The sequence below is a fragment of the Streptomyces sp. NPDC026092 genome (assembly GCF_040638605.1).
Taxonomy (GTDB): Bacteria; Actinomycetota; Actinomycetes; order Streptomycetales; family Streptomycetaceae; genus Streptomyces.
This window is the reverse complement of the sequence record NZ_JBEZYN010000012.1, coordinates 41,923-55,527: the sequence shown is the minus strand read 5'-3', so window position 1 is coordinate 55,527 and position 13,605 is coordinate 41,923. Positions and strand designations below refer to the sequence as shown.

Here is a 13,605-nt window from a genome sequence, read left to right as displayed (position 1 = left end):
GTCACCGGGCCGTCCAGCCTCCGTCCACCGGGACCGCGGCCCCGGTGGTGAACGAGGAGCGGTCGGAGCAGAGCCACAGCGCGGCCTGGGCCACCTCGGAGGGGTCGGCCAGGCGGCGCTGGATGGCGCGGCTGGTGAACGGCTCGTACAGCGAAGGCGTACGGGTGAGGACCTCGTCCATCAGCTCGGTGTGCGTGCTCCCCACCACCAGGGCGTTGACCCGGATGCCGTGCGGCCCGTACTCGTCGGCGGCGGCCCGGGTGAGGCCGAGCACGGCGTGCTTGGCCGCGATGTAGGGGGCGGCGGTGCCGGTGGCGCGCAGTCCCGCGACGCTGGAGGTGTTGACGATGGCGCCGCGGGTCCCGGATTCGAGCATCGCGCCGATCTGGGCGCGGAGACAGTTCCAGACGCCCCGGACGTTGACGTCCATGATCCGGTCGTACTCGGCGTCGTCCGTCTTGTGCAGGGGGGTGCCCGAGGAGGCCCAGCCGGCGTTGTTGAAGGCCGCGTCGAGCCCGCCGTAGGCGTCCAGGGCCCGGTCGACGGCGCGCTGGACTGCATCGGCGTCGGTGACGTCGGCCGGTACGCAGAGGGCTTCGGCGCCGCTCTCGCGGATGAGCCGGGCGTGGTGTTCCAGCCGGTCCGCGCGCCGGGCCACGAGGACCACGGCGGCGCCTTCGGCGGCGAAGGCGTGCGCGGCGGCGGCGCCGATGCCGCTGGACGCGCCGGTGATCATGACGGTCCTGCCGTGGAGGAGAGGGGTGGATGAGGCCACGGCGAGGGGTCCAATCGACGGGCGGGGCGGGCGATCAGGTCTCTGGGAGGAGCCCTACGCGCGTACGGGGGTGCGGAAGGCCGGTGCGTGCTCGGTGGCCCACGTGCGGAAGGACCGGGGCGCGTGGCCCGTCGCCTCGCGCACCCCGTCGGCCACGGCGGCCTTGGAGCCGCGGTTCTGCCGCTCGGCGCTGAGCGTGCGCGCGTCCACCAGGATCTCGGGCATGCGGCGGCGCCACTCCTGGCGGGCCCGGTCCAGGGAGATCTCCTCGAAGACCAGCGGCCGGCCCAGGACTTCGGACAGCGTGGCGGTCTTCTCCCGTACGGAGATCGCGCGCGGCCCGGTGAGCGCGTACGTCCGCCCGATGTGGCCGGTGCCCGTCAGGGCCTGGACGGCGGCGTCGGCGATGTCGGCCGGGTCGACACAGGAGTTGAGGGAGTCTCCGTGGAGAGCGCGCACGATGCCGTGCCGGGCGATGTCGTCCCGCCAGGCCAGGGCGTGGGTCATGAAGGAGCGGGGGCGCAGCAGGGTCCACGGAAGGCCGCTCGCCCTCAGCCGCTCCTCGTTCTCGCGCTGCCAGCGGGTGATGGCGTCGTCGGCGTCCGGGTCGGTCACGGCCTGGGCGGACAGCTTGACGACGTGCGGGGTGCCGGCCGCGGTGGCGGCGTGGAGGAGGTTGACGTCGTGCTCGGGGCTCAGCGGGTCGTTGGTGACGAGCAGCAGCGCGTCCGCCCCGCGCAGGGCGGTCCTGAGCGTGGCGGGGGAGGCGAAGTCCGCGCCGACGAGCCGACCGGGCAGGCCCAGGGCGGCCGCCCTCGCCGGGTCCCTGGTCAGCAGGGTCACGTCGTACGTTCCGGCGGCGGCCAGTCGTGCCGCGGCGAGCCGGCCGACCGTTCCGGTGGCGCCGGCGAGCACGATGCGGCGGGCCGGTTCCCGCTGTCCGAGGGGAGAGGCGTTCATGGGGCCCTTCCGAGGTCGGGGTCGACAACGACGGTGGCGGCGTCGGGTGCCGCGATGCCCGGCAGCAGCAGCCGCCACATGGAGCAGGTGCGCTCGGTCAGGTCGGCCCGGCCGGTGACCAGTTGGGAGTACAGCTGTACGCCCGTACACGCGCCGACGACGAACTGGGCGACCTCCTCGGGTGAGACGCCCTCGCGGAGGCTCCCCTCGGCGCGGGCCACTTCGAGGTGGCCGACCATGATGTCCTTCCAGCCCTCGAAGGAGTCGATGTCGCGCATGCCGAAGCGGCTCTGCTCGACGGCGAGCCGGACGCCGGCGCGCAGCATCGGGTCGGTCTGCAGCCGGTGGGCCCAGACCAGCGTGATGTCGACCAGGCGCTGGAGTCCGCTGGACTCCAGGAGCGGCTCGATCACGTAGGGCTGGGCGTTCATCACCTCGTGGGCCAGGTCCTGCTTCGAGGGGAAGTGGAAGTAGAGCGCGCCCAGCGTGACGCCGGCCCGCTTGACGATGCGGGTGACGCTCGCGCCCTCGTAGCCCTCCTCGTCGAAGAGCTCCGCCGCCGCCTTCATGATCAGGTTGCGCGTGCGGACGGCACGCTCCTGCTTCAGATCAGTCACCCCTGCGTCCGATCACCCTCGTCGACCAGGCCCCGACTCGGCCTCGAAAGGAAACCGAACGTATTTTATGTTAGCGCGGATGACGGAGTCTCAGGGGGTGAAGACGGAGATCCGGTCGGTCACGTCCTCGGGCACCCGCCGCTGCGAGGCCCTGCTGCGCGGCGGAGTGCCGATGCACAGCCAGCCCAGCAGGCGCTCCTCCCCGCGCAGGCCGAGGGCGCGGCGGATCGGCTCGGACTCGGTGAACCCGCCGGTGCGCCAGACGCTGCCGAAACCGCGGGCGTGCAGCAGCAGGGTCAGCGAGTCGGCCATGGCGCTGGTGGCGGCGAGCTGCTCCCACTCGGGGGGACCGTCCTGGCCGCCCGGGTCGTGCGGCACGGGCGAGAAGACCAGCGTGGCGAGGAGCGGCGCGCCCTGGATCTCCTCCAGCCACTCGGGTCCCGGCCCGGGCCCCGTGGGCCCCGCGCCCTCGTCCGCGAGGCAGCGCTCCAGAGCGGCGCGGCCCTCGTCGCGTATCAGGATCAACCGCCAGGGCCGCAGGCCGCCGTGGTCGGGGGCCGTGGCGGCGGCGCGCAGGAGATACGCGAACTCCTGGTCGTTCGGGGCGGGTGCGACGAGGTGCTGTTCGCTGCGGCGGGACAGCACGGCCGTCATGACATCCACGGGTGTTCCTCCTCTGCGTTCAAGGGGCGGCCGCCTGCACCTCGCGACGGCCGTGGCGGCCGCAGCGGGCGACCTCACAGGGCGGTCCTCACGCCAGGGAGCGGACGACCCTCAGCGCCCTGTCCACGTCCTTGGGGAAGTTGACGATCCCGGCCGACAGGCGCACGTGCGGGACCGCGTAGGGGGTGCCGCTGGCGATGACCCGGTGGTCGCGGAAGATCTGCACGACGTCCTGCGGCTTGTAGCCGTCGACATCGAAGATGACGAAGCCCGCGGACCGCCCGGCGTCGACCGGCGTGTGCAGCGTGACGTGCTTCATGCGGGCCAGCCCCTCCTTGATCTGCCCGTTCAGCTCCGCGATCCGGCCGTGCACCCGTCCGCGGCCGATCTGCCGGTGGAAGCGGAACGCCTCGACGACGGCCCACTGGTGCTCGTACGCGAAGAAGCCGCCCGGGCTGACCCACGCGGCCTGCGTCGGGCCGGCCGGCGGGCGTTCCTGCCGCCAGGCGTCGGTGGTCTCCTTGGCCATCAGGCTGGGGATCGTCGGCCGCAGGAGCGCCCAGCTCTCCGGCTTTCCCCAGATGATCCCGGTGCCGTGCGGGCCGAGGATCCACTTGTGCGTCCCCGCGGCGAAGAAGTCGCAGCCCATCTTCGCGACGTCCTCGTCCACCACGCCGAAGCCGTGGACCCCGTCCACCACGAGCAGGACGCGGTCCGCCTCGTCGCGATGGCGGTTCAGCTCCTTGATCGCGGCCGCGAGCGGGGCGATCGGCAGCCGCACCCCGGTGCCGGAGTGGACCCAGGTGACGCCGACGACCCGGGTGTGGGGGCGGATGGCGGCGCGGATCCGTGCCACGGCCTCGTCGGCCGAGAAGTTCAGGGACGATTCGTAGAGCGGGATCTTCCGCATGCTCCCGCCCCACTTCTCGACGGCGAGCCGAATCGATTCGTGGTGCGGATAGAACTCGTGCGTGGTGGTCAGCACCTCCTGGCCGGGCTTCAGGCGCAGGCCGTTGTAGATGAGGGCGAGCCCCATCGTGGTGCTGCTGGTGAGGGCGATCTCCTCGGGCTTCCCGCCGACGTATTCGGCGGCGGCCGCGCATACGTCACGCCACAGCATGTCCTCGTCGCGCCGGAACATGTTGTCGTCGAGGAAACTGTACGGATTCTCGTCGAACGCCTTGCGGTATCGGGTGATCGCCTCACGCACCGGAGTGGGGTTCGAGGCGAAATAGAAGTTCGAGAGATGCGCGTACTCGGGCGCGAGCAGGAACTGCGCGCGGACGGATTTCCAGTCGTGCGGCCGGAAGGGCGCGGGAGTTGCCTCCTGTGCGGCGGCGGCCTTTCCCAGCGGGCCCAACGACAGTGCGGAAGCCGCGATACCGGAACCGGCCAGAATCCTGCGGCGCGAAAGAGACACGATCACTCCATGAGGTGGGGTGGATTGTGCATTGCCGGACAGGAAAGAGTGAAGGATCGTCGTCCGGTTCCGTCAAGTCCGGTCCGGTTCCGTGCCGGAGGCCCGCCCGTCGCCGGCCTCGACGGCTTCGACTGAGGAAGTTCCACACTCGGAGCTCCGGCCGGTAGGGGCGGTAGAGGCCGGCCGTCGCTTCCGGCCGCTCGGCTGGAGTGCGGAGTTCCGACCCCATTCGTTGACGGTCCATCTCGGGCCGCTCAATGATGAATTCGTGCTCGGCGGAGTGAATTCCCTCCGGCCGAGGAATCCGAACCACCCGAACTATGTGAATGGCAGAGCTGTTTCCATCGAACGTTGGAAGGGCCTGGGGTTCAGAATGCATCAAGCGAGCGCGGACGTGGCCGTCGTAGGAGCGGGTCCGGCCGGCCTGTACGCCGCCTACTGCGCGGGATTCCGAGGGCTTTCCAGCGTGATCGTCGACGCCCTTCCCGAGCCGGGCGGCCAGATCGCGGCCCTCTATCCGGAGAAGAAGATCCATGACGTCGCCGGCCATGTCGCCGTAAAGGGACGGGAGTTGGTCGAGCGCCTGGTCGCCCAGGCCGCGCCGTTCGAACCGCGCTACCTGCTCGGCAGGACCGCGGCCACCCTGACCCGGGACGAGGACGGGGCGGGCTGGGAGCTCGGCCTGGAGGACGGCGGGCGGGTGCGGGCCGGCGCCGTCGTGATCGCGGCCGGACTCGGCCGCTCCGTCCCGCGCACGCTGCCCTGCCTGCGACCGTACGAAGGGCGGGGCGTCGCCCACCACGTGCCGCGCCTCGACGAACACCGGGACCGTGACGTGGTGATCGTCGGCGGCGGCGACAGCGCGGTCGACTGGGCGCTCGCCCTCGCACCGCTCGCCCGCTCCGTGACGGTCGTCCACCGCCGCTCGGCCTTCCGCGCCCACGAGCACGGCGTCAAGCAGATGTACGCGGCCGACGTGCGCGTGCTGACCGACGCCCAGGTGACGGCCTGTCACGGCGTACGGCAGCTGGAGGAGGTACGCGTCCAGGCCGGCGCGGAGGAGCTGCGGCTGCCCGCCCAGGCCCTCGTCGGCGCCCTGGGCTTCGTCACCAGCATCGGCCCGCTCGCCGACTGGGGGCTCCGGCTGGAGAACCGGCTGATCGCGGTCGACCGGGCGATGCGCACGAACCTGCCGCGGGTGTACGCGGCCGGCGACATCTGCACGTACGAGGGCCGCGTCCCGCTCATCTCCGTGGGCCTCGGCGAGGCGGCGACCGCCGCGAACCACGCGGCCGTCGAGCTGCGCCCCGGCTCCCGCCTGGCGCCCGAGCACTCGACCGCCCGCTCCGCCGACCTCGACGCCGTGCCGGTGCCATGACCCTGAGGAAACTGACGATCCTCCCGACCGGAACCGAGATCCTGCTGCCCGCGGGATCCCTCCTCACCGAAGTCGAGTACGAGACCCCGCAGCGGCTCATCCCGTTCGGATGCCGCTCCGGCGCGTGCGGCGCGTGCGTCGTGGAGGTCCTGGAGGGCTTCGACGCCCTCGGCGCCCCCGACGACGACGAGCTCGACTTCCTCGAAGACCTCGGCCGGACCGGCGGCGACCACCGCCTGGCCTGCCAGTGCCGGCTGCGGGGCGACGCGGTCATCCGCGTCGTCGACGACATCTGAACCGCTCGCACCCGAGCGTCCGAGATACCCGACCAACGAGTACCCGATCCACGAGTACCCGAGCACCCGACCACCCACGAGAAAAGGTGACACCATGCCGAACCGCGTGACCAACGTCGGATACGGGAAGAGCTCCACGTTCCTCAACGCCGCCGCCTCTGCGGAACTGCGCGCGAAGATCGACGAGCAGATCGACCAGCAGGTCCTCGAGTGGTACGCCAACGTGCCCGAGGCCGCGCACCTCGAAGGCAAGAACGTCGACTCCGACTACTACAAGCGCCACCTCATCGAGACCGCCTGGCGCATCCGGCTGCTCCGCGTCGCCGAGGCCAAAGCGCTCGTCGAGATAGCCAAGCGCAGCCCGGAGGCGGCCCAGGTGTGGGCCAACTACGAGCAGGAGGAGATGCTCCACGACGAGCTGTTCATCACCGACCTCGCCAAGGTGGGCGTCTCGCGCGAGCAGTTCCTCGCCACCGAGCCGTACCTCTCCACCAAGCTGCTGACCGGCTACTTCTCCTACCTCCTGGACCACGAGGGCCCCCTCGGCGTCGTCGCGTACTCGTACCTCGTCGAGTACGTCAACGTGAAGCTGGAGCCCCGCAAGCTGGAGGCGCTGAAGGGCTCGGTCGGCGAGGGCAGGATCGGCGGCCAGATCAGCCACTCGCACACCGACATCAACGACGACCACCCCGGCGAGGTCTGGGCGGCCGTCCGGCACCTGCTCCACAACGAGGACGACGTCGCCGCGTTCCAGCGGTACCTCAAGGAGCACCAGGCGCTCCTGGCGCAGTACTTCGAGGAGCTCTACCTGGACACCATCGCCAAGGCCGAGAAGCAGCCGGCCTGAGCCCAGTCCTCAGTGGGGCGCGCCGCGACCGCGCCGCGCCCCACCCGCCGGTGAGGAGGCCGGAATTGAGCATGGAAAACGCCAGGGGAGTGCTGCTGCTCAGCCATGTCGGGTTCTCGTTCCTGGAGGACCTCGCCCGCACGGTCACGGCGCGGGGGCTGAAGGTCTACGTGCTCAGCTCACTGCCGGAGCCGCAGCACCAGGGCTCGAGGCCCGGGGCGCTCGCGGACCTCGCCGACGACGTCCGGGTGACCGGCGAGCACGTACTGACCCCGCACGACGTCGAGGAGTACCTCGACGGACTCCGGGCCGCGGGCGAGCGGGTGGCCTGCTGCCTCACGGTCTGGGAGGGCTACCGCCATCTGATGGCGCTGGCCAACGCCCGGCTCGGGGTGCCGGACCTGGACGAGAAGCAGGTCCCCGAACTCCGCGACAAGCTGACCCTGCGCAACCGCCTCGCCGACGCGGGACTCAGCCGGGTCCGGGCGGCCGCGCTCACCCCCGAGACCCTCGCCGCCCGCCGGAGCGACGGCGGCCGGCACTTCGTGAAGCCGGTCAGCGGCATCGCCTCGTTCGGCACGTTCCCGCTCGCCCCCGACACGACCTGGGCCGACCTGGAGCGCATCGCCGCCGAGGCCGCCGCCGACACGGTCTACGCGAGCGCCTTCACCCCGGGCCAGGAGTCCGGCGACCGGGGCATGGAGTTCCTCGTCGAGGACTACGTACCGGGGCGGGAGTTCAGCTTCGAGGTGATCGTCGTCGACGACGAGCCGCACGTGGTCGCCGTGCACGAGAAGTGCGAGGTCACGGAGACCGCCGGCACCGTCCTGGAGAACGCCTGCGTCAGCCCGCCGACGAGCCTGTCGGCGGAGGAGACCGCGGCCGGCCTCCGCTGGGTGTCGAGCGTCCTGTTCGTCCTCGGCCTGCGCTGGGGCTGCTTCCACGTCGAGGCACGGTACGACGCCCTGTCCGGCTGGGACCTGATCGAGGTCAACCCGCGCGTCGGCGGCAGCCTGATCTCGCCCAGCGTGGCCGCGCTCACCGGCGGCCCCGGGCTGCTCGACCTCTGGCTGGACGCGCTGCTCGCCACCGACGGGCCGGCCGCCTTCGCGAAGACCCTGAAGAGCCTCTCGTACGCCCCCGACGGCACCTCGCCGAGCGGGAACGCGACCTTCTTCCGCGTCTTCTTCGCCGACCCCGGCACCATCCGCGCGGTCGGCCCGGGCGGCGAACTCCCGCTCAGGCCGGTCCTGTCGCAGATCCTCCTCGAGCCCGGCGACGTCGTGGAGTCGTCCTCGCGCGAGGTCTTCCTCGGCCAGGTGCTCTGGAGCATGGACCGCGCCGACCGGGACGCGCTCCTCCCCGGGCTGCTGACCGCCTCCGAGCGCGCGATCGAGATCGTGTACGAGACGGAGCACGCATGACGACCGGGCCGATCCTCCTCATCGTCGACTACAACCTGAGCCGCATCGACGAGGTGCGCCACCTGCGGGAGTACGCCCGCGAGCGGCACGGCGCGACGGTGGTCCTCGTCCGCGCCGAGCCCACCGAGGCCGACCACGCCATCGCCGACGAGGTCGTCGACCTCGATCCGCTCGGCGACCGCTTCCCCGAGCTCGGCGAGAAGCTGCTCGGCGACCGGCGCGAACGGATCCGGGCGGGCATCGTCTTCTCCGACAACGCCGTCCACAGCGGCGCCGCACTGCTCCACCGGCTCGGCGTCCCGGTCGACTCGCCGCCCCTCGCCGCCGGCGCCTTCTCCAAGTACCGCTACCGGCTCGACGAGGCCCGCGTCGCCGACCTGCTCACCGCGCAGCGGATCATGGTGCCGGCCTTCGCCGAGATCGCCTCGCTCGACCAGCTCCGGGAGTTCGGGATCGCCCACCCCGAGGGCTTCGTCGTCAAACCGGCGGCCGAGGGCAACAACCGGGGCGTCGTCGTCGTCCGCCCCGGGGACGACCTGACGGCGGCGTTCGCCGAGGTCCTCCCGTACCTGGAGGGCGGGGTCATCTGCGAGGAACTCATACCGTACGGGCGCGAGTTCTCCTACGACGGGCTCGGCTCGCTCTCCTTCCTGACCGAGAAGGTCAGCGCGCGCGGCCGCTACCCCGTCGAGATCGCGCAGGTGCTGCCCGCCGCCCTGGACGAGCACGAGCGGGCGACCCTGGAGCGGGCCGGACGGCAGGCCAACTGGCTGGTGGGCCAGTGCGACGGGCCGTTCCACAACGAGATCAAGCTGAGCGACGACGGGCTGCGTGCCGCGATCGTGGAGCCCAACCGGCGACCGGGCGGCATGAAGATCTGGGCCCTGGCCCGCTGGGTGTACGGGATCGACCTGCACCACCGCTGGATCGACACGGCCTTCGGCACGGCCGCCGACGCCGGCCGACTCGTGCCGGGCTGCGCGGCGGCGACGGTGATGCTCGGCGTCGGCAGCGACCGCTCGTTCGCCCCGGACGACGTCGCGCCCGGCGCGGACCCGTTCGCGGACGCCGTGCAGGCCACCGCCGAACGGTTCGGCCTGGCCGACGGGGAGCTGACCGTCACGGAGTTCGCCTGGATCTCGGCCGAGCGGCGGGACCTGCACGCCGTCGCCCGCGACAACGCGGACTTCGCCGCCCAGGGCTGCGTCGTCCTGCGCGGCGACCGGGCCGACATCCGCACGGTCGTCCACGCCCTGCGCGAGGCCTGGTCGGAGGCCCTGGACCACGCCGTCGCCGTCCCCACTCCCGTCAGGAAGTCCCGATGAAGATCCTCGTCCTGCACCGCGTGCCCTACTTCAAGATCGAGTACCACCGGGGGATCTCCCACGACCTGCACGACGTCACCTACTTCGGCACCGACACCGCCCTCGCCACCCTGCCGCCCGGACTGCGCTGCGAGCGGGTGAGCCGCCCGGGCGCGCGCCCGGCCTTCGAGGAGGCCAGGGACTGGCTGGCGGAGGAGCCGCGCGCCTTCGACCGGGTCATCTCGATGTCGGAGTACGAACTCCTCGACGCGGCCCGGCTCCGCGAACACCTCGGCGTCCCGGGCGCGCCCGTCGACCAGGTCGCGCTCGCCCGCGACAAGGTCCTGATGAAGCGGGCCGTCGAGGAGGCGGGCCTACGCGTGCCGCGCTTCCTGCCGCTGCCGAGCTTCCTCCGACTGGGCGGCCGGGCGCCCTGGAACGGCCGTACCGTCCTCAAGCCGCACCGCGGCGCCTCCAGCGAGGACGTGCTCGTCTACGCCACCCCGCGCGAGGCCGCCGCGGCGGTCACCGAGGGCCGCACCGGCGTCGCCCGGCTCGACGGTCCCGACGGTCCCGACGGTCCCGACGCCGGGCCCGCACGAGAGGACTTCCAGGTCGAGGAGTTCGTCGCCGGGCCGATCCGGCACTTCGACGGCCTGGTGCAGAACGGCGAGGTCCTGGCCCTCACCGCGAGCGAGTACCTGGGCACCTGCCTGGAGTACGCGCAGGGGCGGCCGATGGGCTCGTTCCAGATCGGCTTCTCCGCGGAGACCCGCGCCTGGGTGTCCCGCGCCCTGGCCGCCGTACGGATCGAGGACGGCACCTTCCACCTGGAGGCGATCGTCCAGGCGGGAGACCCCGACGGCGAGCTCGTCTTCCTGGAGGTCGGCAACCGCGTCGGGGGCGCAGACGTGGTGGCCACCTTCGAGCTGGCCACCGGCATCCACCTGCCCTCGTACGAGCTGCGCGTCCTGCTCGGCGAGCCCGTCGCCGGGACGTTCCCCGAGCCGGACGCCGACCGCCTTCGGTACGCCTGGTTCGTCCACCCCGGCCACCACCTGGCCGGGCGTGAGTACCGCGGCCTGGAGGGCGCGGGGGCGTTCCGGTCCGGGCCGCGCGTGGTCACCTGGCACGAACTGCCGCCCGGGGCGCCGCTGCCCGACCACATCACCTACCAGGCCGGGGAGACCGTCCTCGCCGGGATCGTCGCGGGCGACACCCCCGAGGAGACCCGCGAGTGGATGGCCGCCCTCTTCGGCTCCCTCTCGGTCGCCACCCGCCCGGCCGCCGCACCCCTCACTCCACCGCTCGTCCCCGAAACTCCCGAACAGGTCCCCGCATGAAGAAACAGCACATCCTGATCGCGGTGGCCGTCACCGCGATCTGGGGTCTCAACTTCTCGATCATCAAGATCGGGCTCAAGAGCGTCGACCCGCTGATCCTGGCCGGGATCAGGTTCGCGCTCTGCGCGCTGCCGGCCGTCTTCTTCCTGAAGCGGCCGCAGGTGCCGTGGCGCCACCTCGTCGGCTACGGCCTGGTGTTCGGCGTCGGCCTGTGGGGTGTGGTGAACCTGGGCATCGAGGCCGGGGTGTCGTCCGGGATCGCCTCCCTGGTCCTGCAGTTCAGCGCGTTCCTGACGATCCTGCTCGGGGCCGTGGTGTTCCGCGAGTCGCTGTCCCGGTTCCAGTACCTGGGGATGGCGGTCGCGCTCGCCGGACTCTTCTCGATCACGTTCGTCACCGACGGCACGGTGACCATCGCCGGCGTCGCGCTCGTCCTGGTCGGCGCCGTGTCGTGGAGCGTCGCCAACGTGATCCTCAAGAAGGCCAAGCCCACCGACACCCTGGCGTTCCTGGTGTGGGCGAGCCTCTTCGCGCCGATCCCGCTCTTCCTGCTCGACCTGGTCGTGAACGGCACCGAGGGGTACGTCGCGCTGCCGCAGCAGCTCGGCTGGTCGGCGATCCTGTCCATCCTCTTCCAGGCCTACCCGAACACCCTCCTGGGGTACGCCATCTGGAACTGGCTGCTCCGCGAGTACCCGGTCTCGACCGTCGCCCCGCTCTCCCTGCTCGTACCGGTCTTCGGCGTCCTCGGCTCGGTGCTGATCTTCAGCGAGCCGCTGCCCGCGCTCAAGCTGGTCGCCGGGGCGCTGATCGTCGCGGGCCTGGTCATCGGCCTGTACGGCAAGCGGCTGACCGAGTCCACGGTCGCCAGGCTCCCGTCGTCGGTGAGCCGCTGATGAGCGCCCTCGACGAGCCCGCGCACCAGCAGGTGGCCGAGCTGTCGGACCGGTACGTGGACGAGCTGGCCGTCCTCGACCCGTGCCTGGCCGCCGTCATGGGCATCGCCGGGCAGGAGGAGCGGCTCACCGACCACGGCCCGGGCGCCGCGTGGGAGCGGGCAGAGCTGGCGCGCCGCACGCTCCGGGCGCTCGACGCCACGCCCGCCACCGGGGACGCGGAGCGGATCGCGGCGGCCGTGCTGCGCGAGCGACTCGCCACGGAGGTGGCCCTGGCCGACGCCGACGCGTACGGCACGCTCCTCGACACCCTCGACGGCCCGGTCCAGCGGCTGCGCCACGCGGTGGGCCTCCTCGACCAGGGCGCCGACACCGCCTGGGACGCGCTCCACGCGCGGCTGCGGGCCGTCCCCGGGGCGCTCGCGGGGCTGCGCGAGGGCCTGGAGGACGCCCGGCGCCGAGGCCGTGTCGCGGCGTACCGGCAGGTCGTACGGAACGCCCGGGAGTGCCGCGACATGCGGCCGTACCTCGCGGGGCTGACCGCCGGGCACGGCGACGGCGCCCTGCGGAGCGCCCTGGACGAGGCCGCGACGGCCGCGAACGACGCCCTGACCGGCTTCTCGGCGTACCTCTCCGAGGAGCTCGCGGCGGACGCGCCGGAGCGCGAGGCGGTGGACCGGGACCGCTACCTGCTGGGCGTACGGGAGTTCCTCGGCACCCGGCTCGACCTGGAGGAGACCTATGCGTGGGGCTGGGAGGAACTGGCCCGGGTGCGGCGGGAGACGGCCGAGGCCGCGGCGGCCGTCGCACCCGGCGAGCCGGTGCCGGCGGTGCTTGCGGCGCTCGACGGCGACCCCCGCCACCTGGTGAAGGGCGCGGCGGCGTTCCGCGACTGGCTCCAGAAGCTCGCCGACGGTGCCATCGCCGACCTCGACGGCACCCACTTCGCCATCCCCGCGCCCCTGTTACGGATCGACTGCCGGACCGCCCGCACCGACGGGCCCGCCTCCTACCTGGCGCCCAGCGAGGACCTGTCGCGCCCCGGCACGGTCTGGTGGCCGGTGCCGACCGACCCGGACGTGCCGGTCCCGACGTGGACCGTGCCGAGCACGATGTTCCACGAGGGCGTCCCGGGCCACCACCTCCAGCTGGGCGTCACGACCCTCAACACCGCGACCCTCAACCGGTTCCAGCGCCTCGCGAGCGAGCTGCACGTGGGGCACTGCGAGGGGTGGGGCCTGTACGCGGAGCGGCTGATGGACGAGCTGGGGTACCTCGCCGACCCGGCGCACCGCCTCGGCATGCTGGCCGGCGGGCAGCAGTTGCGCGCCGCGCGGGTGGTCCTGGACATCGGCCTGCACCTGCGGCTCCGGATCCCCGCGGGCACCGGGTTCCACGAGGGCGAGCGGTGGACGCCGGGCCTCGCCCGGGAGTTCCTCGCCGAGCACTGCGGGGTCGGCCCGGCGGGGTTCGTCGCGTTCGAGATCGACCGGTATCTGGGGCGCCCCGGGCAGGCCCTCGCCTACAAGCTGGGCGAGAAGGCGTGGCTGGACGCCCGGGACGCGGCCCGCCGCCGCGACGGGGCCGCGTTCGACCTCAAGCGCTTCCACCGACAGGCCCTGGATCTCGGGCCGATGGGCCTGGACCTGCTGCGGGCGGAGCTGACCCGCGCGAACTGACTC

13 protein-coding genes are annotated in these 13,605 nt (G+C 72.5%); 8 read left to right on the top strand and 5 right to left on the bottom strand.

The window, feature by feature from the left end; genetic code table 11:
- Window position 1: 1 nt before the first annotated feature.
- The 5 genes from AB0F56_RS20660 to AB0F56_RS20640 all read right to left on the bottom strand — a co-directional run bounded on the left by AB0F56_RS20660 (window position 2) and on the right by AB0F56_RS20640 (window position 4,435).
- Window positions 2–775, bottom strand: a complete 774-nt coding sequence (locus AB0F56_RS20660; protein ID WP_362011603.1) for a glucose 1-dehydrogenase — start codon at window positions 773–775, stop codon at window positions 2–4.
- A 54-nt stretch (window positions 776–829) separates the two neighbouring features.
- On the bottom strand, window positions 830–1,735 hold the full coding sequence (locus AB0F56_RS20655; protein WP_362011600.1) for an NAD(P)H-binding protein: 906 nt from the start codon (window positions 1,733–1,735) through the stop codon (window positions 830–832).
- The gene (locus tag AB0F56_RS20650; RefSeq protein WP_362011597.1) at window positions 1,732–2,352 is read right to left on the bottom strand and encodes a ScbR family autoregulator-binding transcription factor; all 621 of its coding nucleotides are present in this window, start codon (window positions 2,350–2,352) and stop codon (window positions 1,732–1,734) included. The genes AB0F56_RS20655 and AB0F56_RS20650 overlap by 4 nt, the downstream gene beginning before the upstream one ends.
- A gap of 90 nt (window positions 2,353–2,442) precedes the next feature.
- The gene (locus AB0F56_RS20645) at window positions 2,443–3,006 is read right to left on the bottom strand and encodes a nitroreductase family protein (protein WP_362011981.1); all 564 of its coding nucleotides are present in this window, start codon (window positions 3,004–3,006) and stop codon (window positions 2,443–2,445) included.
- A gap of 97 nt (window positions 3,007–3,103) precedes the next feature.
- A complete protein-coding gene (locus AB0F56_RS20640) occupies window positions 3,104–4,435 on the bottom strand; it encodes an aminotransferase class V-fold PLP-dependent enzyme (RefSeq protein ID WP_362011594.1) in 1,332 nt (443 codons plus the stop codon).
- A 373-nt stretch (window positions 4,436–4,808) separates the two neighbouring features.
- On the opposite strand from AB0F56_RS20640, the gene AB0F56_RS20635 reads away from it, so the two are divergent.
- The 8 genes from AB0F56_RS20635 (at window position 4,809) to AB0F56_RS20600 (ending at window position 13,602) form a co-directional block, all read left to right on the top strand.
- Window positions 4,809–5,813, top strand: coding sequence for an NAD(P)/FAD-dependent oxidoreductase (locus AB0F56_RS20635; protein WP_362011591.1), 1,005 nt, complete (start codon window positions 4,809–4,811; stop codon window positions 5,811–5,813).
- The gene (locus tag AB0F56_RS20630; protein ID WP_362011588.1) at window positions 5,810–6,109 is read left to right on the top strand and encodes a 2Fe-2S iron-sulfur cluster-binding protein; all 300 of its coding nucleotides are present in this window, start codon (window positions 5,810–5,812) and stop codon (window positions 6,107–6,109) included. Before AB0F56_RS20635 ends, AB0F56_RS20630 begins: the two co-directional genes overlap by 4 nt.
- A 94-nt stretch (window positions 6,110–6,203) precedes the next feature.
- On the top strand, window positions 6,204–6,956 hold the full coding sequence (locus tag AB0F56_RS20625; protein ID WP_362011586.1) for a hypothetical protein: 753 nt from the start codon (window positions 6,204–6,206) through the stop codon (window positions 6,954–6,956).
- A gap of 71 nt (window positions 6,957–7,027) precedes the next feature.
- Entirely contained in the window at window positions 7,028–8,380 is a 1,353-nt protein-coding gene (locus AB0F56_RS20620; RefSeq protein WP_362011979.1) for an ATP-grasp domain-containing protein, read from the top strand.
- A complete protein-coding gene (locus AB0F56_RS20615; protein WP_362011583.1) occupies window positions 8,377–9,705 on the top strand; it encodes a biotin carboxylase in 1,329 nt (442 codons plus the stop codon). The genes AB0F56_RS20620 and AB0F56_RS20615 overlap by 4 nt, the downstream gene beginning before the upstream one ends.
- A complete protein-coding gene (locus tag AB0F56_RS20610; RefSeq protein WP_362011580.1) occupies window positions 9,702–11,027 on the top strand; it encodes an ATP-grasp domain-containing protein in 1,326 nt (441 codons plus the stop codon). The genes AB0F56_RS20615 and AB0F56_RS20610 overlap by 4 nt, the downstream gene beginning before the upstream one ends.
- The gene (locus AB0F56_RS20605) at window positions 11,024–11,923 is read left to right on the top strand and encodes an EamA family transporter (RefSeq protein ID WP_362011577.1); all 900 of its coding nucleotides are present in this window, start codon (window positions 11,024–11,026) and stop codon (window positions 11,921–11,923) included. Before AB0F56_RS20610 ends, AB0F56_RS20605 begins: the two co-directional genes overlap by 4 nt.
- Complete coding sequence (locus AB0F56_RS20600; RefSeq protein WP_362011574.1) at window positions 11,923–13,602, top strand: DUF885 domain-containing protein; 1,680 nt, start codon at window positions 11,923–11,925, stop codon at window positions 13,600–13,602. Before AB0F56_RS20605 ends, AB0F56_RS20600 begins: the two co-directional genes overlap by 1 nt.
- Window positions 13,603–13,605: the final 3 nt, after the last annotated feature.

Coding starts and splice junctions, on each gene's coding strand:
- AB0F56_RS20655 (WP_362011600.1), bottom strand. CDS start 1,735: ATGAACGCCTCTCCCCTCGGACAGCGGGAACCGGCCCGCCGCATCGTG.
- AB0F56_RS20645 (WP_362011981.1), bottom strand. CDS start 3,006: ATGACGGCCGTGCTGTCCCGCCGCAGCGAACAGCACCTCGTCGCACCC.
- AB0F56_RS20635 (WP_362011591.1), top strand. CDS start 4,809: ATGCATCAAGCGAGCGCGGACGTGGCCGTCGTAGGAGCGGGTCCGGCC.
- AB0F56_RS20630 (WP_362011588.1), top strand. CDS start 5,810: ATGACCCTGAGGAAACTGACGATCCTCCCGACCGGAACCGAGATCCTG.
- AB0F56_RS20625 (WP_362011586.1), top strand. CDS start 6,204: ATGCCGAACCGCGTGACCAACGTCGGATACGGGAAGAGCTCCACGTTC.
- AB0F56_RS20620 (WP_362011979.1), top strand. CDS start 7,028: ATGGAAAACGCCAGGGGAGTGCTGCTGCTCAGCCATGTCGGGTTCTCG.
- AB0F56_RS20615 (WP_362011583.1), top strand. CDS start 8,377: ATGACGACCGGGCCGATCCTCCTCATCGTCGACTACAACCTGAGCCGC.
- AB0F56_RS20610 (WP_362011580.1), top strand. CDS start 9,702: ATGAAGATCCTCGTCCTGCACCGCGTGCCCTACTTCAAGATCGAGTAC.
- AB0F56_RS20605 (WP_362011577.1), top strand. CDS start 11,024: ATGAAGAAACAGCACATCCTGATCGCGGTGGCCGTCACCGCGATCTGG.
- AB0F56_RS20600 (WP_362011574.1), top strand. CDS start 11,923: ATGAGCGCCCTCGACGAGCCCGCGCACCAGCAGGTGGCCGAGCTGTCG.